The sequence below is a fragment of the Bordetella tumbae genome, from assembly GCF_054780995.1.
In genome coordinates this window covers 126,604-149,562 of sequence record NZ_BAAGVG010000023.1, presented here as the reverse complement: position 1 = coordinate 149,562, position 22,959 = coordinate 126,604, and the positions used below count along the sequence as shown (strand labels likewise).

Sequence of the window (22,959 nt, the reverse complement as noted above, 5' to 3'; positions counted from 1 at the left end):
CGCAAGGATCATGCCTGCAGTACGCCGCTAGTGACCGGATTTTCCATAATCCTCTGCCGCAGGATTGCCCCCCGGCACCGCGTGCCCGGCCTGGGCGTATTCTTCGAGTTTGTTGTACAGGGTCTTGGGACTGATGCCCAGCACAGCCGCCGTTTGTTTCCTGACCCCTTGGCAGCGTTCCAAGGTCGCCAGGATCAACTGGCGGTCGGCCTCAGCCAACGTCGCCCCCACGGGCACCCGCATCAGTGTCGACCGCTTGCCACCATCGACCGGGCCCGCCTGCCGTATCAAGGTGTCGCCCGTCACTTCGTCGCCATCAGCCAGAATAAACGCGCGGCGCACGAAATTCCTCAGTTCGCGCACGTTGCCGGGCCATGCGTGATTCTGTATGGCTTGGCGTGCCTGCTCGCTAAAGGTTTTGTTCGTGCCGTGCTCGGCATTCAGCGCCGAGAGAAACTGATCGGCCAGCATCAGAATATCGTCACCGCGTTCGCGTAATGCGGGTAGATCCACGGGAAACACGCTCAGGCGGAAATACAGATCCTCGCGGAATTTGCCGTCCTGCACGGCCTGTTCGGGATTGCGGTTGGTCGCGGCAATCACCCGCACGTCGCACGATATCTGCTGGTGCGAACCCACTCGCACGAAACATCCCGACTCGAGCACACGCAGCAATTTGACCTGCATTTCCAAGGGCATTTCCGTAACCTCGTCCAGAAACAAGGTCCCGCCATCTGCTTGTTCGAAATAGCCCTTGTGCATACGGTCGGCGCCGGTGAAACTGCCGCGCTCATGGCCGAACAATTCGCTTTCGATCAGATTCGGAGCGATCGCGCCGCAATTCACAACCACAAACGGCTGTTGACTGCGTGGGCTGAGCTGATGCAGCGCATGTGCGGCCAGTTCTTTGCCCGTGCCGCTCTCGCCGACCAACAGCGTTGTCACCTCGCTGGGCGCGGCGCGGGATATCTGGTCAAAGAGCCGCGCCATCGGCTCGGAGTTTCCTAGCATCTTGCCCAGACGGCCCGGCGCTTTCACGGGCTGGCCCGGATTCGCGTCGCCAAAACCATCGGCCACGCGATTCAGTATGCGCAGCAGGCGCTCCATCTCGATGGGCTTGACCAGATAATCGGTGGCCCCCAGCCGCAGGGCGTCGATGGCGGAATCCATCGTGCCGTGACCGGTGATCACCACGACCTCTGCGTGGCCGAGAGGGACGCGATCAAAGAGATCCATTCCGCTGCCCTCTGAGAGGCGTACGTCCAATAGCAATAAGTCGGGAACATGCCGTTCCCATTCAATTACGGCGCGCTTGATGGTGCTGGCCTGTGAAACAGTATAACCGCTGTCCTTACCGATTTCAGCCAAGGTGTCACGCACAGCATCATCATCGTCAACGATCAGAAGATGAGGCATACCTATCCCGGAAGTGAGGTTTCATGAGCTTGATTTTGCAGCATAACCCGTTCGATATCCGACAAACGTAAACATCAGATACGATTCAATAAAGATTTCAAAACTTCTCGTTTCACTACTCCTCGTATTCAACGATGAAGCGGCACCGGCTAACCGTTTTTTTACGGGGACATCAAGACCGCAAGACGGCCCGCGGCCTGGGTAATATTTACCGGCGCATGTAAACACGACCAGGCGATCACCCCCGGCAGGCCTCATGCGAGCCCAGGGTCGGCACGCACCTCATGGCGTGGCACGGAATTTGCATGAACATGGAGATAAGGCAGCATCGCTTGCCCCCGAGTCAAACCCCTATGAGGAGAGCTCCAGTGCCTTACATCGCGCCAGAACTGCGTCTACGCCAACAAACCACCCTGGCCCCCAGGATGCAGCAGTCCGTGCAATTGCTGCAGTTGTCTGCGCTGGAATTCAGCGTCGCGATCCAAAATGCCTTGAATACCAATCCATTCCTTGAAGACGAGGACATACAGAGCACTGGCGCCCAGTCACCCTCCAACGACCCCGACCTGCTCCCTGCCTCCAATCAGCAGGTTTCGTCAGAAGAACCGTATCACGATAAGGAAGAGGCATTCACCACCCCTTCGGCATATTCGGGAGACTATCCGACCAAACGAAAGTCTCTATCCGATAACGCCGATCACGATCTTTCACATTGGGTTGCCGCGCCGCCCTCCTTGCAAAGCCGCATGCGCGAAGCGCTATGTGCGCATCCATTGTCCGAGCGGGATCAGTTGCTGGCCGAGTACATCATCGATGCCCTGGACGGCGATGGCTACGTTCGCACCCCGCTGGATTCATTGGCCGGACAGGGAGACTTCGAGCCGGCCCCGGATCCCGCCGAGTGGGCCGCAGCGCTGCATCTGGTGCAACACTTGCAAGCCCCCGGTCTGGCGGCGCGCGACTTGAGCGAATGCCTCGCGCTGCAACTGCAGGCTGAGCCGTGCCAAGACGATGAGTCGACTGCGTTGGCCCTGGCTATCGTTCGGACTCACCTCGACGTCCTGGCCCGCAATGATTGGAACGCATTGCTGCATAAGACCGGTAGCTCGCCAGCACAATTGCGCCTGGCCTGCGAACGCATCCGTGCGCTGGACCCCAAACCCGGGCGGCGTTATGACCAGGAGGCTCCCGTCTATGTTGTGCCGGACGTCATCGTGCGTAAACAGCAAGGCCAGTGGCAGGTATACCCCAACCGAGACGCCATGCCGCGCGCACGTCTGGACCGCGTTTATGCCGACCTGTTTCGCCGTGTACGCCAAGACGAGCGCGGCCCTTTGGCCCAGGAACTGCAGGAAGCCCGCTGGCTCGTGCGCAATGTCGAGCAACGCTACACCACTATCCAGCGCGTGGCCGAGGCTATCGTTCGACGCCAGCAACGCTTCTTTGAATATGGCGAAGTTGCGCTGCGGCCACTGCTATTGCGGGAAATCGCGGACGTGCTGGAGATTCATGAATCCACGGTATCGCGCGCGACGGCCAATAAATACATGGTCACGCCGCGCGGTCTGTATGAATTCCGGCATTTTTTCTCACGCGAGCTGGCGACGGCTACGGGCGGCTCTTGCTCGGCGGCGTCCGTCCAGGCCTTGATCCGCGAATGGATCGCGAACGAAGACCCGAGCGACCCGATGTCCGATGTCACGCTGGCGCAGCGGTTGGCCGACGATGGCATCGTGGTCGCGCGGCGTACCGTGTCCAAATACCGTGCGCAACTGAAACTGCCCGCCGCTGAATTGCGCCGCCGGTACTAGATCAGCAAAATGCGGCGCACGCGTTCGAGCAGCGCCTCGAGCTTGAAGGGTTTCACGATGAGTTCCATCCCGGTATCCAGAAACCCTTGCGCCGCAGCAGCGCTTTGCGCATAGCCCGTCATGAACAGCACCTTGATATCCGGGTGCACTTGACGCGCCTCATCGGCCAGTTCCCGACCGTTCAAGCCCGGCAATCCTACATCGGTCAGTAACAGATCGATGTGCTCCGTTTGATTCATGAGCGTGCGGCCCTCGATACCGTCTGCTGCCACCAACACGTTCAGACGCAGCTGCGTCAATGCTTCAGACACCATTTGACGGACGGCAGCATCATCCTCTACCAGGGCCACCACTGCCGGCTGCAGGCTCTCATCGACAGAGACAGGTACGCTAGGCGTCTCCGACTCTACAGGCGGCATCGCACCTTCATAACGAGGCAGATACAACCGCACCCTCGTCCCCTGACCAACGATGCTGTCCAACCCCACCAGACCTCCCGCCTGCTGCGCGAAACCATAGATCATCGAGAGACCCAGCCCACTGCCCTCGCCCAGCGCTTTGGTCGTAAAAAAAGGCTCAAACGCACGATTCTTGATGTCATCGGGCATGCCGCAGCCTGTATCCGACACGCAAATTTCGACGAAATCACCCGGCGTCAATTCGGCGTTCAGCAATAACGACGCTTGATCCAACACCCTATTGGTCGCCTGTAGCGTCAACTGGCCGCCATCAGGCATCGCGTCTCGCGCATTGATCACCATATTGAGCAATGCGTTCTCGAGCTGATTTGCGTCGCAGCACACTGGCCATGAAACGGGATCCGTATGCAGGATCAACTGCACGCGTTCGCCGATATAGCGTCGAAACAAATCCTCCATCGATTGCAGCACGCGTACAGGGCACAACGGCACAGGCGCAATAGGCTGCCGGCGGGCGAACGCCAATAGCCGCTGTGTCAACCGCGCGGCGCGCTCAGTCGACTCGGTCGCCGTATCGATAAAGCGCTCCGCCGCCTCGAGGTTGCCGGTAGCCAGCTTGCGCCGTATCAGGTATAGCGCGCCGGATATGCTTTGCAGCATATTGTTGAAGTCATGGGCGATGCCACCCGTCAACTGTCCGACGGCTTCCATCTTTTGCGATTGCCGCAGCGCGTCTTCGGTATGACGCAAGGCCTCGGCCTGCACGCGCAGATCGGTATCATCCCGCCCCGCCATATAGAGATCACCCTCCGATCGGGAAATCGTCCACGTGATCCAGCTATAGCTGCCGGAACTGTGCTTCATCCGGTTTTCCAGATGCCGGGCCTCATGAGCGCCTTCTGCCGCCGGCAGGAGGACTTGCGCAGTTGCCCTGTAATCGTCCGGGTGTACCAGATCAGCCAGAGGCATAGCCAAAAACTGCTCTGGCGTCCAGCCCAGAATGTCCCACACGGCGGGATTGACGCTGACATAGCGTCCTTCCGCATTGACGACCGCCAGCAACTCCGGCGACAAGCGCCAGATCCTGTCCCGTTCGGCAATCGCCAGCTCCACCCGCTTTTCCAGCTCCCGGTCGTACTGCGATCGTTCGATAGCCAGAGCGGCCGTACGCGTCACCAAGGCAGTGGCATCGATATCCTGCGGCGACGGCAGACGTGTCGTGGCGTAATAACTGGAAAATACCCCGAGTACCTGGCCGTCTGTCCCTTTGATCGGCGTGGACCAACAGGCGCGTATGCCCTGCTCTATCGCAAACTCGCGCCACTCGGACCAATTGGGATCGGTCATCACGTCGTTAGCATAGACCGCCGTTCCGAAATAGGCGGCCGCGCCCCATGAAGCCATATGCGGGCCGATCGGCACCCCCTTGACGGCCTGCCGGTAACTCTCGGAAAAACTGGGAGCGGCCCCGTGCACCAGATGTTTGCCCGACTCATCAACGAACGCGATGGCGGTACGCAATGCCACGCTGGATTGTGCCTCGACAGCATGTAGTACATACAGCAGCACATCCGCCAGGGGGACCCCAGCGGCGATACGCTGCAACATCACACGCTCGTCCTCTAATCGGGCTAGCGTATCTGTCCAGGGATTGCGCACTCGATTCTTGTTACTTAGCATCTCGCGTCACGCTACTGCGTTTTCCGCCGCAAAGCAAGTTTCAATGCGACTTCGGTTTGGCCGGGACCTTGACCCCTGCTTTGCGTGCCTTTGACAAACCGATAGCAACAGCCTGTTTGTTCGATTTCGCTGGCCCTTTGTGCTTGCGCTTGGCTTCTATCTCCGCCTCGACAAAATGGCCTGCCTGTGTCGAGGGTGATTTTCCGGCCTTGCGGTCGGCCTCGGCCTGTTTTTTCGCGGTTCGATCGGGCATGGCAACCTCCTGTTTGCTGATCGGATGGCGATCGGTGCGGATGCATGCCACCCGCACAGTCATTTTGAAATACATGCCGCAAGTCTCGTGCCTGTCGCGCCATTTTCGTTTTTCACATAACGATGCGCGAATTCGTTCGTTCTCAATCTGCACCGCCATCTCTAGCATGAGCATCATCGTCGTCATCCATTGCTCCGAGAAACCTCGGCATTCCTGCCGGGGGAGAAAGGGGCGCAGCCGTAAGGCTGCAAGATTGGTCTGATTTGAGTTGATAGCTGGATAAATATCCAGTTTTCTGATTGGGCGTGGATAGTCTCTCGGGCATGCAAACCAAACGTGCCTACCGATTCCGGTTCTATCCGACGCCCGAGCAAGCCATCACGCTGGCTCGCACGTTTGGGTGTGTGCGTGTGGTCTATAACCACATGCTTAGCCTTCGTTCGTTGGCCTGGGCTGAGCGACAGGAGCGGCTGGGGTATCACGCGACGTCTGCAACCCTGACGGCGCTGAAAAAACTGCCGGAGTATGTCTGGTTGAACGAGGTCAGCAGTGTTCCGTTGCAGCAGACACTGCACCATTTGCAAACGGCGTTTGCCGGGTTCTTTGCCAAGCGAACGGGATATCCCCGCTTCAAACGCAAGGATGGCCCGCAATCGGCGGAATACACCGCCAGTGCCTTTAAATGGGATGGCCGTTCGCTCAAGCTCGCGAAGATGGCTGAGGCACTTCCCATCCGCTGGTCCCGTCAGATTCCTAAAGCCGCCAAGGTCACCACCGTCACGGTCAGCAAAGACGCAGCGGGCCGATACTTTGTCAGTCTGCTGTGCGACGACGTTGTGGCGCAGAAAGCGCCTACGTCGACCTGTGTCGGGATTGATCTGGGCCTGTCTCATTTTGCGGTGCTCTCAACAGGAGAAAAAGTCGATGCGCCACAGATCTTTCGTAAGCATGAAGTTAAGTTGGCTACGCTACAGCGCCGCTTGGCGAAGAAGCAGAAGGGATCGGCTCGTCGTGCCAAGGCCAAACTGAAAGTCGCCAAGCTGCATGCAAAGATCGCAGACACTCGCAGAGATTTCCTGTACCAGCTTTCTACCCGGTTGATCCACGAGAACCAAGTGATTGCCGTAGAAAGCTTGTCTGTGTCCAACATGCAGAAAAACCGCTGCCTTGCTAAGTCCATCGGCGATGCCGGGTGGGCGGAATTTTTGAGACAGCTCGAATACAAGGCCCATTGGTATGGACGTGAGTTCGTGCGGGTAGATCGCTGGTACCCGTCGAGCAAGCGCTGCCACGTTTGCGGGTATGTGTTACCAAAGCTGCCATTGAGCGTGCGACATTGGTCCTGTCGGCAATGCAACGCCGGCCACGACCGCGACATCAACGCGGCGCATAACGTATTAGCCGCCGGGCTGGCGGTGTTAGCCCATGGAGAAACGGTAAGACCTGAGTACATGAATGATGATGTGCAACGGCTCGGTTCGGTGAAGTGGGAATCCCTTTCCTTTTGGGAAGGGAGCAGTCAAGACCTGTTATGACAAGCTCACACATTCTGTTCATCACTCACGACATCGATGAGGCGTTGTTCCTGGCGGATCGCATTCTGGTCATGAGTCCGCGGCCGGGCAGGATCATCGAAGAAATTCCGCTGGCACTCCACAGGCCGCGCCATCCCGATCTGGTGACCGCACTGTCATTCATAGCACTTAAGTAATCTGCGCAAAGAAGCCGCCTAGGCATTAGGAGAGATCCGCGATGTTCGCGCCCTGCCCGCCTTGCAGACGAAACTCGATGATCCCGACCCGGATGTACGTAAAGCCTTGCATGGCGATTGAACAAATTCAGAGTGCGTGATGCCCGGTCATGTCATATGGCGCTGTCATACACGATTAACCGCAACATATACCAGTGACTCACTGGTCGACGGGATAGCGCGCCTGTTGTGCGAGCGTCAATGCGCCGGAAACTCGCTCCAGCTCATGCCCTTTAGGCACAATCACGCTGTGATTCCAACGATAACAGGGCACACTGACCAGGCCTGCGTAATCCGCCACGGCCTCGATGGCCACGCCGATTCGCGGATCTGCCGGCTGACGCCTGGCTGAGAGGTATGCAGGCTCTCGGCCACGTCCGTCAAATTAAAATCGCAGCGTACTGCTTCGCGGATGGATCGCAGTTGTTGAAAATTCATGGCAAGCCGTTTCCGGGGCAGAGAGGCAAAGGCGCTCGTCAAAAAGGAACCTTTGATTCTGTCAGACGTGCACCACACGATGAAATACATCTTTGGTATGTTCTTATATATGCCTACATGCGGGAAAATTTGATCGATGACTCTTAACACTGCTACGCCTGCCGCGCTGATCGCACTGGATTGGGGCACATCGTCGCTACGCGCCTATCTGCTTGATCAAACTGGCCGCACGCTGTGCGTACGGCCGCTGCCTTGGGGCATCATGCGCCTGCCCGAGGCCCGGCCCGGCGAAAAATCCTCTGCCCATCCCCACGCCGGTTTCGAGATCGCTTTCAACGAAGCCTGCGGCGACTGGCTGCGCGAAAAACCCGCCCTGCCTGTGATCGCGTGCGGCATGGTCGGCAGTGCGCAGGGCTGGCGCGAGGCGGCCTACCTGGATGTACCTGTGGGGCTATCCGGGGTTGCTCAATTGATGACGAAGATCGAGCGCGCCGGTCAGGCCACGATTCATATCGTGCCCGGCCTGATCCAGCGCGGCGAGCTGCCCAACGTCATGCGCGGCGAGGAAACCCAGATCGCGGGCATCCTGGCGATGCGTCCATCTGATGGCGCCGATCTATTGATCGGCCTGCCCGGCACGCATTCCAAATGGGTTCACGTGCACGACGGCCAGGTGAACCATTTCGACACGTACATGACCGGCGAAGTCTACGCCGCGCTGCGTGATCACACGATTCTCGGCCGCACCATGAACAGCGATGCCCCCGCCGATGCGCAGGGCTTTGCCCGCGGCCTGGCGGTGGCCAGCCTCCCCGAGGGCCGCGCGGGTTTGCTATCGACATTATTCAGCACGCGTGCGTTGGGGCTGACAGGCCAACTCGATGGCAATGCACAACCCGATTATCTATCCGGCCTGTTGATCGGCTACGAGGTGGCAAGCGTTCTGGCATTGCATCGCGCCAGAGGTGCCTTGCCTCATATTGTGCTGTGCGGCCAGGATGCGCTCTGCCAACGATACGTCCAGGCGTTGCGCCTGTATGGCGCCGACAAACCCGAGCTCGCCCCTCATGCCACCGAGCTTGGCCTATGGCATCTGGCTCAGGCTGCGGGGTTGGTCCCTGCAGCGACCACCTGACATTCCAATTTCTCAGGAAAGCTATCCATGTCTCTCTCCGTATTCGAAAACGCCCTGTCTCAATGTCCATTAATTGCCATCCTGCGCGGCATCGAACCGGCCGAGGCGCTCTCTGCGGGCCAGGTGCTCTATGAGGCAGGGTTCCGATTGATCGAGGTTCCCCTGAACTCCCCCTCTCCCCTCGATAGCATCCGCGCCCTGCGCGATGGCTTGCCAGACGATTGCGTCGTCGGGGCCGGCACTGTGATGTCCCCCCAGGCCTGCATCGATGTTGCCTATGCAGGCGGCCAGATCATCGTGATGCCACACAGCGATCCCGAAGTCATCCGAGCCGCCAAGGCTGCGGAGATGGCCTGCTGCCCAGGCGTGGCCACGCCCACCGAGGCCTTTGCCGCCCTGGCCGCGGGCGCAGACGTACTGAAAATGTTTCCCGCCGAGCAGCTCGGTGTGAACGTACTCAAGGCATGGCGCGCGGTCATGCCGGCCAGCATCCGGCTCGTGCCGGTCGGCGGCATCACGCCGCAGAATATGGCACCTTTTGTCGAGGCTGGTGCGAGTGGTTTCGGTTTGGGTTCAGCACTGTACAAGCCCGGCAAACCGGTGGCCGATATCGCGCGGGACGCCCAGGCTTTTGTTGCGGCTTACAGGCAGGCATTCAACGCCGCAACAAACGCTTGATCCCCGAGACTACCCCGACTATCACTGCACCGGCGGCCACACCAAACACGGCGTTTATCACGGTGGACACCGTGGCTTGCACCCAAGCTGTCGAAGAGGCCAAGTGACTTATTTGTTCAATCGCGTGATGCACGGGCGCGATGCCGTGCGTCAGGATCGCACCACCCACCATGAACATGGCGGCGGTACCGACCACGGATAGTGTTTTCATCAAATACGGCGCAGCCCGCACAATCACGTTGCCCAGGCCACGCGCCACGGCGGACGATTTGCTGCGCAGATGCAGGCCCAGGTCGTCCAGGCGCACGATTCCCGCGACTAACCCATAGACGCCGATCGTCATCGCCAGCGCAATCGTGGTCACCACGATTGCCTGACGCACGAAATCCGCGCCGGCCACAGCCCCCAGGGTAATCGCGATGATTTCTGCCGACAGAATAAAGTCAGTGCGAACCGCGCCTTTGATTTTTTCGCGCTCGAACGCCACCATGTCGACACGCTGGTCCTGCAAGGCGTGAGCCCGGGCCTCGTGATTGCCCGCGGGCGTGCTGTCATGCGGCAAAAACCGGTGAATCAGCTTTTCGGCGCCCTCGAAACAGAGAAATGCCCCGCCCACCATCAGCAATGGCGTCACCGCCCACGGCGCAAAGGCGCTGATGAGCAACGCGGCCGGCACCAGAATGCATTTATTGCGCAGCGATCCCTTGAAAACGGCCCAGACGACGGGCAACTCGCGATTGACCGCCACGCCGGTGACCTGCTGCGCGTTGAGCGCCAGATCATCGCCCAGCACACCCGCCGTTTTCTTGGCGGCGACCTTGGTCATGACAGAGACATCGTCCAGGATCGTGGCGATATCGTCGAACAAGGCAAAAAAGCTGCTTCCGGCCATCCAGGCCTCCAGAGCTGACGCAGAAGCGTCGAGTTTACAAGCAATCTTTTACGCCTGACCAGGACGATGACGGGCGGGATTCCAGCCCATCCAGTTGTACACGTGGTACCGGGCGATGCCCAGGTATTCGTGCAACGCGACATCCGCCAAGGTGAAGTTGTAAGACAGTGGCAGCACGGACCTGATGGCATGCAGATAATCCGCGCGCGCAGGCGTTACCGAGACCCCGAAATGCGCGAAATACAATTCGCTGCGCCGCATGTGGGCGGCCGACGACACGAGCACGACATGATCGGCATGCTCGCGCTGCAGCAACGCGCTGGAGAACTGCGCATTCTGCCAGGTATTCATGCTTTCGGATTCGAGCAGCACGTCGGCCGGATCTATGCCGAGATGCACAAAGACATCACGATAGACGGACGCCTCTGAGGAGCCCGTCCGCGCAGCATCCCCGCCACTGATGAGGACCTTGCAATAGGCCGAGGACTTTTTACAGTCGTTATACCGTTCTGCGGCGACAACGATACGTGGATACGAAAACACGCCAGGCTCTACCCTGCCCGCCACACGCTCGGTGCCTGCGCCCAGCAGCACAATGGCGTTGCGTGCGCCCCAAGCCACGGGAGCCGAGGTCTCGTAGTCCGACTGAAGCTTGCCCAGCAACCAGGCTGAAATCGGGCCACACCCCACAGCCAGAAAGCCGACCGCCGCGACAACATAAAGCGAGATGCTGGTGCGGCGCCATGTCAACGCCGCACAGCCTATCGCCAACACCACGATCACGACAAAAATCGCGAGCGTCATGCACTGCGGTCCACTAGGCAATCGCCAGGCGGATTTCAGGCAGACCCTGAAATTGGCCCACAATCGTACCGGGGGTTTTGGGTGCATACATTCCGGTATAAGTGCCGCACGTGATCAACGTCCCGGCAGGCACGCCGACCCCACGGCGTGCGGCGTGATTCACCAGCCAAGGCAATAATCGGCGCGGATCGCCAGCCGGATTGCCGGTTGTCTCGGGCGCCACGTTGCGGCCATCGTGCGTCCAGGTCAACGAGGGTTTTTCGAAAGGATAGCTGGCGTCGTAAGGCACTGCCTCGCCCACCACCAAGCCGCCGTGGCTTTGCAAGTCTGCCAACATGGCCAGTTTGTCGACCGGCCAGCCGGCGTAGCGGCTGGAGACGATCTCGATCGTCGTCACGGTATGGCTGATGGCGTCCAATACCTCGGCATCGCCGTAGGCCTGTTCGCCGGGCGCGAAGTCACGGTTAAAGCGGAATGCCAATTCCAGCTCCAGTACCAGAACGCCGTAGGCGCTGCGTTGAATCGCCGCCGGCCCCGGCTGCACGCCTGCGCCTGGCAATGGCGCTGCCTGCATGGGACCATCCACTGATTTCGATCCGACCTTCCATGCCGCAATCGGAGATTCCAGCGACGCAATGATCCGATCCTGTACCGCATAGGATTGCGATTCCTCGGCCGGGATCAGCGACGCATCCAGCGTCACCTGCGTGCGATTGCCAGGCCATGCCTGAATCAGTTGTGCGGCCAGTGCTTGGACGGTGGACGTGCTATCAGACATCAACATTCCTTATAAAAAGCGCTTGAAACCAGCCTCACGCAGCCCATGCTACGTGAAGGACGGCAAATGGAGGGAACGCCTGCATTTGCCGCGATAAAAACCAGACAAGCTCTCACCGAGAGTACACTTGATTGTCTCGGGTTTGCCCCGAGTCTACAACGTGTCCAGGCGATATCAGCAAACGCCGCCCCATGCACCGGATCCAGCCGTCAAATACCTATCACATCAAGGCAGACCATGGAATTCGTCATCCCCAGCAGTACCAATATCATGTTGTTCATCAGTGCAGCGATAGTACTCCTGGTCATCCCGGGCCCTGCCGTGTTGTACATCATTGCGCAATCCATCGAACAAGGGAAAAAAGCGGGCCTCATCTCGGATCTGGGTATCCACACTGCCACGCTGGTGCATGTGATTGCGGCGGCGCTCGGCCTGTCCGCGCTGCTGGCCTCCTCTGCGCTCGCCTTCGATATCGTCAAATATGCCGGGGCCGCCTATCTGGTCTGGCTGGGACTGAAGAAAATCTGTACGCGTCCGACCGCGGCCGGTGCCGATGTGCCAACCGTCAAACGGCGCTATCGCAAACTCTATCGCGACGGCTTCATCATCAATCTGCTCAACCCCAAAACCGCACTGTTCTTTCTGGCATTCCTGCCGCAGTTCGTCGACGTCAGCCGTGGGCACGTCGCCTCGCAGATCGTTTTCCTGGGTGCGGTGCTGATCGTCGTCGGCTTCATCAGTGACGCCTGCTATGCCATCGCTGCCGGTGCGGCAGGCCAATGGCTGCGCACCAGCCGCACCTATCTGAATCTGGATCGCTATCTGGGCGGCGCGATGCTGATCGGACTCGGCATCGCCGCCGCCTTTGCCGGCAATCACAAGACGGTAACGAAGTAGTTCTGTCTGCGTTACGGCTTCGGAACCGCGACGGCCCTGATAGATACAGTGCGATACGGTACACGCAGTCCTGATCAGAAATGGGTCATACGCTGGCCGGACACAGACGTGCCCTGGTGCACGCCCATCATCGCGCGCGACAAGCGGCTGGCTGCGGCCAGCACGGTTTCCTTGTGCCCGTTCATGGCTTCTTCGGTCAAGCGGGATAGAGGCCCTGATATGCAGATCGCCCCCAGCAAGGTCCAATTGGACGTATAAACCGGCGCAGAGATGCTGGATACCTCGGCATCGCGCTCGCCCAGCGACATCATGTAGCCGGCACGCCGTATCGACTCATAGGGCTCTCCCGCCTCGCCGGAAAAGGCCAGAATCACCCGGCCAGGGCTGCCTAGATCCAAAGGCAACGCTGCCCCTACCCGCACGTGGTGGCGGATAGACCGGGGCCCCTCGACCCGCACCACACAGATGCGCTGATTGCCCTCGCGTACATAGAACGTAGCGCTCTCGCCGGTGGCGTTGGATAGCTCGCGCAGCACGGGCTCGACGACGTCATGCACATTGAACGTGGCCTGATAGCAGGCACCTAGCCACCCCGCTGCGCGCGCCAATCGCCAGGTGCCATCCACGCGCTGCGCCAGATAGTCGTCCATCGCCAGCGTGCGGGCCAGCCGCAACACCGTCGACCGGTGATAGCCCGTGCGGCGGCTGAGCTCTGCCAAGGACAAATGGGAATCGTCGACGCCAAAAGCGCCCAGGATGCGCATCGCGCGCCGGACCGCAACGACGCCTTCGCCAGCATCGGGATCGTCTTCTGTATCGGGTTTGGAATATTTCATTTGATAGAACATGTCGCGCCAGACAAGACAGCATTGTAATGTGCGGAACACCTCAGCACAATGCACTCACCAAAAACCAGATCCATACCGGAGACAGAATGAACGTCCTACCTCGTGTCCTAGCCGGCATCGCCCTCGCCTGCGCCCTGGCCCCTGCCATCGCTCAGGATTTCCCGACCAAGCCCATCCGCCTGATCGTGCCGTTCCCTCCCGGCGGCGGCACCGACACCCTGGCGCGCGAAGTCGCCAACAAAGTCGCCACCGATACCGGTTGGACCATTGTGACGGAAAACCGTCCTGGCTCCGGCGGCAATATCGGCGTGGACGCCGTGGCCAAGTCTGCCCCGGACGGCTACACCCTGGTCCTGGGCCAGACCAGCAATCTGGCGATCAACCCCACGCTGTACGCCAAACTGCCCTACGACCCAGAAAAGGACCTGGCGCCGATCGGACTGATCGCCAGCGCGCCGCTGGTGCTGGCCATTTCGGCGCAGTCGCCCTACAAAACGCTGGCCGATGTCGTGAAAGACGCCAAAGCCCGGCCGTCAGCGATCAACTACGGATCGTCCGGCAATGGCACTGTCAGCCATCTGGCCACCGTCAAACTGCAACAGGCTACTGGCGCGACGTTCACCCACATTCCCTATAAAGGGGCCGCGCAAGGGATCAACGATTTGATCGGCGGACAAATCGAGATGTACATGTCGTCAGTGCCGACCTTGATCGGCCACATTCGCAACGGCAAGATGCGCGGCCTGGTCGTGACCTCTTTGCAGCGTACGCCGGATCTGCCGGATGTGCCCAGCGTCGCCGAATCGGGCTTCAAGGATTTCGAAGCCATCACCTGGTTCGGTATCGCAGGCCCGGCCGGCATTCCGCAGGACATCGTCAACAAACTCAATACCGCATTCAACGCGGCGTTAAAGACTGATGATCTGCAGAAGAAATATCGCGAACAAGGTGCAGACGTACTGACCAGCAGCCCTGCGGAATTCGCCAAGCTGATCCATGACGATCGCCTGCGTTGGGCTGACATCGTCAAGGCATCCGGTGCGCGGGTGGAATAAAGACCCAAGCGGATTGCGACAAACACGCATGACACCGTCGAGTTTCGAACGACCTGATATTTCCTGAACGATGGCTGCCCTCGCCTATACCTCGGGAACGGCTCACCCCGTGTCCCCAGTCCCTCTGCACGCCTGCGATTGTCATATCCACGTCTATGACGCGCAGTTTCCGGCGGTATCCGGGGCAACGCTCTCGCCGCCTGATGCTTCGGTTGCGCAGTATCAGGCGTTGCAGGCGCGTCTGGGGACATCTCGCGCCGTCCTGGTCACCCCGTCGACTTACGGCACGGACAACCGCAGCATGCTGGCCGGGCTGGCAGCGATGGGGGATCAGGTGCGCGGCGTCGCGGTGATCGGCGGCAATGAAAGCGATACCGCTTTGCAGGCATTGCATCAGGCGGGCGTTCGGGGCATACGCTTGAATCTCTCGCGAGGTGTCGTAGGCAATATCGACCAGATTGTGCCGCTCGCCTCCCGCATTGCGCAGTGGGGATGGCATCTGCAACTGTTGATGCCTCCTGATGAGTTAGCCCAGCAGGCAGAAATCCTGACGCGATTACCGGTTCAGATCGTCTTTGATCACATGGCCAGGTTGCAACCCAGTCAGGCATTCAGCCATACCGCCCATGCCTTGGTGTTGGAATTGCTGCGTAACGGCCGCGCATGGGTAAAGCTGTCCGGCGGCTATATCGTCAGCGCCAGCGGCCGCACCGAGGACCCCGCGATCGACCCACTGGCGCGCAGCTATATCCAGGCCGCGCCGGATCGGGTGCTGTGGGGTAGCGATTGGCCGCACGCTACAGCCTCTGCGGGGCTGCACCCGATGCCTGATGACGCACGACAGATAGACCGCCTGGCCCACTGGGCGCAGGACAGCGAGGTATTCGAACAAATCCTCGTGCGCAATCCCGAACAGCTTTATGGCTTCACGAGCCACACCCCGCTCCCATCGCTAGCCAATCTACAGGAGACATCGTGAACATGAACAATATCCCTATTCAGTTCAGCCGCCGCCGATTCCTCGCCGGTGCCGCGCTGCTCGCCGCAGGCGCTGCGCAGACCAGCCGCGCAGCGGCATGGCCTGATGGCAAAGCGATCAACTGGGTCGTGCCGTACCCAGCAGGCGGCAGCACCGATGTGTTGGGACGCGCCATTGCCCAACAACTGAACACGCTGCTCAAGACCACCGTTATCGTCGACAACCGGCCCGGTGCCACCGGCACTATCGGTGCCGCCCGCGTGGCCCGCGCCGAGCCCGACGGCTTGACCGTATTGGGCACGTCGATCGGTCCGCAAGCGATCGCCCCTCACGTGATGGGCAAGCTGACTTACGACCCGGTCGAGGATTTTGCCGCCGTCATCATCGTCGGCACCATTCCGCACGTGCTGGTGATCGGCAAGCATCAACCCTATACCTCGGTACAAGCCCTGGTCGAGGCCGCCCGCGCCAGACCTGGCAGCATTGCCTATGCCTCGGGCGGTACCGGGACCGTGCTGCACGTCCAAGGCGAATTGCTGCAGCAGAAAACAGGCATCCGCCTTGTTCATGTGCCCTACAAAGGTGACACGCCTGCATTACAGGACACCTTGGGCGAACAAGTTCAATTCATGTTCGCCCCCGTCGCGGCTGCCCTGCCCCATATACAAAGCGGCAGCCTGCGCGCCCTCGCTGTCACGTCTGCACAGCGGCTGAAAACGCTGCCCGATATCCCGACGATGGGCGAATCCGGCTTTGATGATTTTGTCGTCGAACAATGGCAGGCCGTGTTTGCGCCGGCAGAAACCCCAGCCCCCATCGTTCAGCAACTGAACACGGCCATCGCCAGCGCGCTGCAGACGCCTGCGTTAAAGGAACTGGCCGACAAACTCGGCATCACGCTGGTGGGCGGCAGTCCCGACGCGCTCGACAAAATGCGCCGCGCTGACTACGTCAAGTGGGGTCAAGTGATCCGCGATGCCGGTATTACCGCCTGACGCCCACGTTTTTTTTCAATTTCTTCTGACTGAACCTACAGGACATCATCATGAGCAACCCCGACATCATCAAAGATTTCCCCCGCGTTTCCACCGACATCGTCCGGCGTGCCGCTGAGCTGCAGCCCGCCATTCTGGCTGACGTTGCTGGCCGCCGTGGCGCCTTGCATGGCCGTATCCGTCCGCTGCATTCGAGCATGAAATTCGCGGGAACCGCATTCACGGTGGAGGTTCGCCCCGGCGACAACCTGATGATCCACGCCGCCATTTCGCTGGCCAAACCCGGTGATGTACTGGTCATCGATGGCAAAGGAGACCTGAGCTCGGCCCTAATGGGCACCATCATGATGACCGCTTGCAAACAGCTCGGCCTGGCCGGTGTCGTGATCGACGGCGCAGCGCGCGACAGCCTGGAAATCATTGAGATGGACTACCCGGTCTTTGCTGCCGGTACCAATCCCAACGGCCCCACCAAGAACGTCGGCGGCCGAATCGGCCATCCCGTCAGCGTCGGCGGCGTGACGGTGCATCCTGGCGATTTCATCATTGGCGATAACGATGGCGTGGTCGTCGTCGAGCGTGACAAGATCGAAAGCCTGTTGCCTGCCGCCGAAAAGAAAGTGAAAGACGAGGCCGCACGCATTGCCGCCATCAAAACCGGCGATACCGCCGCCAAATGGCTGACTTCGGCGCTGCGCACTGCCGGTGTGCTGAAAGAAGGGGAAACGCTGTGAATGCCGCTACGCTCGATTCCCCGAAAGACGCCCTCGCTTCGGCCCCACAATCCAAACCTGCAATCCTGATCACGGGCGCAGATCTGGCGGATGAAGCACTGGCGTTGCTGACCGGCTACCGCATTGTCTATGCCGGCAAGACCCCCAGCGAACAAGACATTGTGGAGCTGTGCCGCGATCACAACCCCGTGGCCATCATCGTGCGATACGGAAAAGTCGCTGCACCCGCCATGGACGCTGCGCCGGCGCTGCGCGTGATCTCCAAACATGGCAGCGGGACCGACACGATCGACAAAGCCGCTGCGCAAGCGCGCAACATCGAGGTCGTTGCGGCCGTGGGGGCGAATGCGGCTGCCGTTGCTGAACAAGCATTGACCCTGCTGCTGGCCTGCGCCAAATCCGTCGTCGAGCTCAATGCCCGCATGCACACGGGTCATTGGGACAAGGCTACACACAAAAGCCTGGAGCTCGGCGGCAAAACATTGGGCCTGGTCGGCTTGGGCGCGATCGGCCTGCGCACCGCCAAGATGGCCGCCGCGCTGGACATGCGCATCATCGGTTTTGATCCCTATGCTAAAGCGCTGCCCGACTACATTCAATCCGTCGATCTGGAGACCCTGTGGCGCGAATCCGATGTGATCTCGCTGCACTGCCCGCTCACTGCCGACAATCGCGGACTGATCAATGCGCAGACACTGGCTCAATGCAAACGCGGTGTGATCATCGTCAATACGGCGCGCGGTGGCCTGATCGATGAAACGGCATTACTGGACGCGGTGCGCAGCGGCCATGTACAAATGGCGGCGTTGGATAGTTTCGCCGTGGAACCCATGGCGGCCAACCATCCCTTTCAGGGCGAGAAAAACATTATCCTCAGCCCCCATATCGGCGGCGTCACCAGCGCAGCATACGTCAACATGGGCGTGGCAGCGGCGCAAAATCTGTTGGCGGTGCTGGCGAAAACCAGCATATCAAGGCAATAGAGCAAGACATCACCATGTCTGAAAAACGTTAAGAAATCCCCGCCAGCCAGCTATTGCGGTGAACGTCGTCAACGATCACCTCGTCACCGCGAGGCAGCGCGAACCCACAGGAGACAAACCATGAAACGCTCGACGCTCGCATGCGGCATAGCGCTCGCCCTGGCCGTCAGTAGCGCCTATAGCGCCTATCCAGACCATCCCGTTCGACTCATCGTCGGATTTTCGGCTGGTGGTCCCACTGACGTAGTGGCCCGTGCTTTTGCAGACCAAGCCACGCGTACGCTGGGCCAGACCTTCATCGTCGAAAACAAACCAGGCGCCAACACCACATTGGCAGCCAAGGCCGTCGCCAGCGCCAAACCTGATGGCTATACGCTGCTGCTGGGCGCGACGAATCACACGATGATTCCCGCGCTGTACAGCGAAAAAATCGGCTTCGACGCGCTGAAATCGTTTGCGCCGGTTTGCACGCTGGCCATCAGCCCCACCGTACTGGTAGTGGGACCGTCCATGCCTGTCAAAACCGTGGGCGAATTCCTGCAGCAACTCAAAGCCGAACCCGGCATGCGCACCTATGCCACCCCGGGTACGGGCAGCTCCGGACATTTCGCCAGCGCACAGTTCCTGAAACTGACCGGCACCTCGATGAACCACATCCCGTACAAGGGTGCAGCGCAGGCAGTCACCGACTTGCTGGGCGGACAAGTCGATAGTTCATTCGCTACGCTGGGATCGGTACTGCCGCAGTTGCAGGGGGGGAAACTGCATGCCATCGCAGTCGCGTCGCCCAGCCGTTCGCCATTCTTGCCAGATGTTCCCACGTTCGCAGAAGCAGGCGTCAAAGACTACAGCGCCGATGCGTGGTATGGATTGCTCGCCCCGGCGGGTACGCCTGCCGACGTCTTGGCTGCGCTTGAGAAAGTCGCTACCGAATTTTCCAAATCGCCTGAATCCGCGAGCAAATTACAATCGCTAGGCATGCAAGCGCAAAATACTTGCGGGGAAAAGTTCGGCACGCAACTGAGTCAAGAGGTCACTAACTACACTGACATGGCGCGCGAACTGGGATTGAAATCCGAGTAATACACGTACGCGCTGCCTGTCCTGAATAACGAGAATTTCCCGGAGCCCACGATGTTTCTGCTTTCTCCGCCCGACGTAATCGCCTTTGATGTATTCAGCACCATGCCGCAAGCGCTGCGAAAGCCTGAACGCAGCGCGTGGGCCGACGCCAACCGGGGCGGCGCCGTGTCGGATTCATTTTTAGAAGGCCCGGTGTTCGACGACGCGGGTAATCTGTACGTCAGCGACATCCCCTGGGGCCGAGTATTCCGTATTGATCCGACAGGCCAATGGACCTTGGTCACCGAATACGACGGTGAGCCCAATGGCATGAAATGGCTGAACGCCACGACGCTGTTGATCACGGACTATAAGAACGGCTTGATGCAGCTGGATATCAATACCGGCCATGTCAGCCCGTTTTTAGAACGGCGCAATAGCGAGCGGTTTCGCGGCGTCAACGATCTGATTTTCGACAGCCTGGGCAACCTGTATTTCACCGACCAAGGCCAAAGCGGTTTGCACGATCCCAGTGGCCGGCTCTATCGCTTGAGACCGAATGGCCAGCTGGATTTGTTATTGGCCAACGTGCCCAGCCCCAATGGAGTAGCGCTTTCGCCCGACGAAAAGGTTCTCTATCTGGCGGTGACGCGCGGCAATTGTGTCTGGCGGGTACCGCTATTGCCCGATGGCAGCGTATCCAAAGTCAGTCAGTTCTTTACCTCATACGGCCCCAGCGGTCCGGATGGCTTGGCGGTCGATCAGTCAGGCAACCTGGTCGTGGCGAACCCTGGGCTGGGTTATGTCTGGCTGTTGAACGCTCGGGCAGAGCCCATCAAAGTCTGGCGCAGCGGTAAAGGCATGTCGACGACGAATATCGCGTTCGGCGGAGCGGATCGTCAGACCCTGTATTGCACGGAATCCACTACGGGGACGATCCTGCGTGCGCAAGCCCCTGAGGCAGGATTGAAGCTGGCACGGCCGCAATAGAAGATTCGCGGCCAGCCTCGTTTCCGTTACAGCATCTGCCCCAAAAACGCCCTCGCCCGCTCTTGCTTGGGCGCACGGAAAAATTCCTCGGTGGGGGATTCTTCGACGATGCGGCCGTTGTCCATGAAGATCACGCGATGCGCAGCCTCGCGTGCAAAGCCCATTTCGTGCGTCACGACCAGCATGGTCATGTGTTCGTCGGCCAGTTGCTTCATCGTACGCAGGACTTCACCGGTGAGCTCGGGATCCAGCGCAGAGGTCGGCTCGTCGAACAGCATGATGTCCGGCTCCATCGCCAAGGCCCGCGCAATCGCGACCCGCTGTTTCTGCCCGCCGGACAGGCGCGCCGGATAGTTATCGCGCTTGTTCAACAGGCCGACTTTGCGCAGCAGGTCTTCGGCCTTGGCAATGGCCTGGTCCCGCGGCACACGCTGTACGGTAATCGGCGCTTCGATGATATTTTCCAGGACAGTCTTGTGGGGAAACAGGTTGAACGACTGAAACACCATCCCCATTTTTCGGCAGATCCGGCGGACCTCCGCATCACGCACATAGTGGCTCGCGCCATCCGGCGAGGCCGAGGCGAGCGTCTCGCCCTCGATCTCGATGCTGCCCTGGTCGATGGTCTCGAGATGAATCAGGCAACGCAAAAAGGTACTCTTGCCCGAACCCGACGGCCCGATCACCGCCACCACCTCGCCCTTGCGCAGCGTCAGCGATACCTGATCCAGCACGCGCACGCCACTGAATGATTTGCCCACTTGATGGGCAGCAATCATGACGGGGCGCGGATCTGCACTGGAGTTCAACGTCATATCATTGGCCAACATGTCACCCGCTGCTGGATTACTGATCGTACTTGGCATAGCGTTTTTCCATGTACTGGAACAACCAGGTCAACAACAGCGTCATGATCAAATAGAACGCAGCCGCCACGAGAAACGGCGTCGTCGTGAAATCGCGCTGCACGATACCGCGCGCCGTGCGCAAAATATCATTGAGCGCCAACACGTAAATCAGCGAGGTATCCTTGACCAACGTAATCGTCTCGTTGCTCATGGGCGGCAATACGCGCTGCACCATCTGCGGCAGCACGATGCGGCGCAGCGTCTGCAAATACGTCATGCCCAGGACTTTGCTGCCCTCGTACTGGCCACGATCCACCGACTGGATCCCCGCGCGGAAGATCTCGGCAAAATACGCGGCGTAGTTCAACGCAAAGGCCACGATCGCTGCCGGAAAATCAGGCAGCCGCACACCGATCACCGGCACGAACGGCAATGCAAAATAGATGAACAACATCTGCAGCATCAGCGGCGTGCCCCGCATCAGCCAGATATAGGCGTTCACCAGCTGGCTCAATACCCGCCAGTGCGAGATGCGCGCCAGCGCCAGCACCAGCCCCAAGGGCACTGCCAGCGCGAACGTCACGAAAAACAAGGTCAGGGTCGTTTTTGCGCCCTGCGCCATCGGCCCCAGCAGGGAAATGATGTAATCCATGCGGTGCTCTCGTCAGCCGATCACTTGCGGCGGGCTTATTTGATGATGTCGGCGCCGAACCATTGCTGGGCAATGCGGGCAGCCGAGCCGTCTTTTTTCATGGCGGTCAGGGTTTCGTCGAGCTTGGCGAGCAACTCGGTGTCTTCCTTGCGCAGGCCGACGCCGTAGTCTTCGGTGCCGAAGTTTTCCTCGAGCACGCGATACTGACCCTCGCGTTTGCTGGCCAGATAACGGCCCACGACCTCGTCCACCACCACGGCATCCAGACGGCCTGCCGACAGGTCCATCAGCGCGGTGACGTTATCGCCGAACAGCTTGACCTCTTTCAGGCTGGCGGCCACAGGAGCGTCCTTTTTAATGGCATCCACGGCGCTGCTGCCGTCCTGTGCACCGACGACGCGGCCAGCCAGATCGGCCTTGGTCTGCACGGGCGAGGCTTGCGCCACCAGGATGATCTGGTGGTTGGCCATATAGGGGGCAGTAAATGCGATGTTCTTTTTGCGCTCTTCGGTGATGGTCAGGCCGTTCCACAATGCATCGACCCGTTTGCCGTTGAGTTCGGCTTCTTTGGCGCTCCAGTCGATGGGTTTGAATTCGACCTCGATGCTCATGCGTTTGGCCGCCTCGCGGGCCATATCGATGTCAAAACCGACCAATTCGTTCTTGTCGTCCCGGAAACCCATCGGCGGGAAATTGTCGTCCAGGCCGACAATGACCTTTTTCGCAGCAGCCGGAGTGGCCGCTTGCGGAGCCGGTTCATCTTTTTGGCCGCAGGCCGCGAGCAACGACGTAGCGCAGACCAGGAGAGCAGCGGTCAGTTTTTTCATGGTGGAGTCAGGCGCCTAAAAAGCGCGAAGCAATA

The 22,959-nt window shown here is 59.7% G+C and carries 22 protein-coding genes and 2 pseudogenes; 13 read left to right on the top strand and 11 right to left on the bottom strand.

Going from position 1 to position 22,959, the window contains the following annotated elements:
- Window positions 1–27: 27 nt before the first annotated feature.
- Window positions 28–1,416 carry a sigma-54-dependent transcriptional regulator gene (locus ACYVI2_RS23140; protein WP_415816646.1) on the bottom strand — a complete coding sequence of 463 codons (1,389 nt, stop codon included), beginning with the start codon at window positions 1,414–1,416 and terminating at the stop codon, window positions 28–30.
- Window positions 1,417–1,784: 368 nt separating this feature from the next.
- Here ACYVI2_RS23140 and ACYVI2_RS23135 point away from each other — a divergent pair, with 368 nt between their 5' ends.
- Complete coding sequence (locus ACYVI2_RS23135; protein WP_460490360.1) at window positions 1,785–3,227, top strand: RNA polymerase factor sigma-54; 1,443 nt, start codon at window positions 1,785–1,787, stop codon at window positions 3,225–3,227.
- Here the strand turns inward: ACYVI2_RS23135 and ACYVI2_RS23130 are convergent.
- Window positions 3,224–5,254: a response regulator gene (locus ACYVI2_RS23130; protein ID WP_460490359.1), complete on the bottom strand. Its 2,031-nt coding sequence runs from the start codon at window positions 5,252–5,254 to the stop codon at window positions 3,224–3,226. The two genes, ACYVI2_RS23135 and ACYVI2_RS23130, sit on opposite strands and share 4 nt — an antisense overlap.
- 112 nt (window positions 5,255–5,366) lie before the next feature.
- The gene (locus tag ACYVI2_RS23125; protein WP_415816639.1) at window positions 5,367–5,765 is read right to left on the bottom strand and encodes a DUF6496 domain-containing protein; all 399 of its coding nucleotides are present in this window, start codon (window positions 5,763–5,765) and stop codon (window positions 5,367–5,369) included.
- Window positions 5,766–5,902: 137 nt separating this feature from the next.
- On the opposite strand from ACYVI2_RS23125, the gene ACYVI2_RS23120 reads away from it, so the two are divergent.
- Entirely contained in the window at window positions 5,903–7,114 is a 1,212-nt protein-coding gene (locus ACYVI2_RS23120) for an RNA-guided endonuclease InsQ/TnpB family protein (RefSeq protein ID WP_415816637.1), read from the top strand.
- A gap of 11 nt (window positions 7,115–7,125) precedes the next feature.
- Window positions 7,126–7,290 (top strand): annotated as a pseudogene (locus ACYVI2_RS23115) (ABC transporter ATP-binding protein); the annotation flags it as partial.
- 208 nt (window positions 7,291–7,498) lie between these two features.
- On the opposite strand, the pseudogene ACYVI2_RS23110 reads toward ACYVI2_RS23115, so the two are convergent.
- A pseudogene (locus ACYVI2_RS23110) lies at window positions 7,499–7,767 on the bottom strand (hypothetical protein); the annotation flags it as partial.
- A gap of 136 nt (window positions 7,768–7,903) precedes the next feature.
- On the opposite strand from ACYVI2_RS23110, the gene ACYVI2_RS23105 reads away from it, so the two are divergent.
- A complete protein-coding gene (locus ACYVI2_RS23105; RefSeq protein ID WP_415816635.1) occupies window positions 7,904–8,902 on the top strand; it encodes a 2-dehydro-3-deoxygalactonokinase in 999 nt (332 codons plus the stop codon).
- Window positions 8,903–8,929: 27 nt separating this feature from the next.
- Window positions 8,930–9,580, top strand: coding sequence for a 2-dehydro-3-deoxy-6-phosphogalactonate aldolase (locus tag ACYVI2_RS23100; protein WP_415816633.1), 651 nt, complete (start codon window positions 8,930–8,932; stop codon window positions 9,578–9,580).
- On the opposite strand, the gene ACYVI2_RS23095 is transcribed toward ACYVI2_RS23100, so the two are convergent.
- Genes ACYVI2_RS23095 through ACYVI2_RS23085 form a run of 3 tightly spaced genes read right to left on the bottom strand, consistent with a single transcriptional unit; the run spans window position 9,558 to window position 12,054 of the window.
- Entirely contained in the window at window positions 9,558–10,472 is a 915-nt protein-coding gene (locus ACYVI2_RS23095; protein ID WP_415816631.1) for a DUF808 domain-containing protein, read from the bottom strand. The two genes, ACYVI2_RS23100 and ACYVI2_RS23095, sit on opposite strands and share 23 nt — an antisense overlap.
- A gap of 48 nt (window positions 10,473–10,520) precedes the next feature.
- On the bottom strand, window positions 10,521–11,276 hold the full coding sequence (locus ACYVI2_RS23090; protein WP_415816629.1) for a YdcF family protein: 756 nt from the start codon (window positions 11,274–11,276) through the stop codon (window positions 10,521–10,523).
- 13 nt (window positions 11,277–11,289) lie between these two features.
- On the bottom strand, window positions 11,290–12,054 hold the full coding sequence (locus ACYVI2_RS23085) for a 2-keto-4-pentenoate hydratase (protein ID WP_415816627.1): 765 nt from the start codon (window positions 12,052–12,054) through the stop codon (window positions 11,290–11,292).
- A 237-nt stretch (window positions 12,055–12,291) separates the two neighbouring features.
- Here ACYVI2_RS23085 and ACYVI2_RS23080 point away from each other — a divergent pair, with 237 nt between their 5' ends.
- On the top strand, window positions 12,292–12,951 hold the full coding sequence (locus tag ACYVI2_RS23080; protein ID WP_415816625.1) for a LysE family translocator: 660 nt from the start codon (window positions 12,292–12,294) through the stop codon (window positions 12,949–12,951).
- A gap of 74 nt (window positions 12,952–13,025) precedes the next feature.
- Here the strand turns inward: ACYVI2_RS23080 and ACYVI2_RS23075 are convergent, their stop codons facing one another.
- Complete coding sequence (locus tag ACYVI2_RS23075) at window positions 13,026–13,787, bottom strand: IclR family transcriptional regulator (protein WP_415816623.1); 762 nt, start codon at window positions 13,785–13,787, stop codon at window positions 13,026–13,028.
- A 98-nt stretch (window positions 13,788–13,885) separates the two neighbouring features.
- On the opposite strand from ACYVI2_RS23075, the gene ACYVI2_RS23070 reads away from it, so the two are divergent.
- The 7 genes from ACYVI2_RS23070 (at window position 13,886) to ACYVI2_RS23040 (ending at window position 20,597) form a co-directional block, all read left to right on the top strand.
- Window positions 13,886–14,854, top strand: coding sequence for a Bug family tripartite tricarboxylate transporter substrate binding protein (locus tag ACYVI2_RS23070; RefSeq protein WP_415816621.1), 969 nt, complete (start codon window positions 13,886–13,888; stop codon window positions 14,852–14,854).
- 70 nt (window positions 14,855–14,924) lie between these two features.
- Window positions 14,925–15,833: an amidohydrolase family protein gene (locus tag ACYVI2_RS23065; protein ID WP_415816619.1), complete on the top strand. Its 909-nt coding sequence runs from the start codon at window positions 14,925–14,927 to the stop codon at window positions 15,831–15,833.
- Between the two features lie 2 nt (window positions 15,834–15,835).
- Window positions 15,836–16,828 (top strand): Bug family tripartite tricarboxylate transporter substrate binding protein, encoded by a 993-nt coding sequence (locus ACYVI2_RS23060; RefSeq protein ID WP_415816617.1) that lies wholly within the window; start codon window positions 15,836–15,838, stop codon window positions 16,826–16,828.
- 50 nt (window positions 16,829–16,878) lie between these two features.
- A complete protein-coding gene (locus ACYVI2_RS23055; protein ID WP_415816615.1) occupies window positions 16,879–17,562 on the top strand; it encodes an RraA family protein in 684 nt (227 codons plus the stop codon).
- Window positions 17,563–17,624: 62 nt separating this feature from the next.
- On the top strand, window positions 17,625–18,545 hold the full coding sequence (locus ACYVI2_RS23050; protein WP_415817122.1) for an NAD(P)-dependent oxidoreductase: 921 nt from the start codon (window positions 17,625–17,627) through the stop codon (window positions 18,543–18,545).
- A gap of 120 nt (window positions 18,546–18,665) precedes the next feature.
- Window positions 18,666–19,628 (top strand): Bug family tripartite tricarboxylate transporter substrate binding protein, encoded by a 963-nt coding sequence (locus ACYVI2_RS23045; protein WP_415816613.1) that lies wholly within the window; start codon window positions 18,666–18,668, stop codon window positions 19,626–19,628.
- A 51-nt stretch (window positions 19,629–19,679) separates the two neighbouring features.
- Entirely contained in the window at window positions 19,680–20,597 is a 918-nt protein-coding gene (locus ACYVI2_RS23040; RefSeq protein WP_415816611.1) for an SMP-30/gluconolactonase/LRE family protein, read from the top strand.
- A gap of 26 nt (window positions 20,598–20,623) precedes the next feature.
- On the opposite strand, the gene ACYVI2_RS23035 is transcribed toward ACYVI2_RS23040, so the two are convergent.
- The 3 genes from ACYVI2_RS23035 to ACYVI2_RS23025 all read right to left on the bottom strand — a co-directional run bounded on the left by ACYVI2_RS23035 (window position 20,624) and on the right by ACYVI2_RS23025 (window position 22,924).
- Window positions 20,624–21,376 (bottom strand): amino acid ABC transporter ATP-binding protein, encoded by a 753-nt coding sequence (locus tag ACYVI2_RS23035; protein ID WP_415817120.1) that lies wholly within the window; start codon window positions 21,374–21,376, stop codon window positions 20,624–20,626.
- Window positions 21,377–21,443: 67 nt separating this feature from the next.
- Window positions 21,444–22,097, bottom strand: a complete 654-nt coding sequence (locus ACYVI2_RS23030) for an amino acid ABC transporter permease (protein WP_415816609.1) — start codon at window positions 22,095–22,097, stop codon at window positions 21,444–21,446.
- A gap of 35 nt (window positions 22,098–22,132) precedes the next feature.
- Window positions 22,133–22,924, bottom strand: a complete 792-nt coding sequence (locus ACYVI2_RS23025) for an amino acid ABC transporter substrate-binding protein (RefSeq protein WP_415816607.1) — start codon at window positions 22,922–22,924, stop codon at window positions 22,133–22,135.
- Window positions 22,925–22,959: the final 35 nt, after the last annotated feature.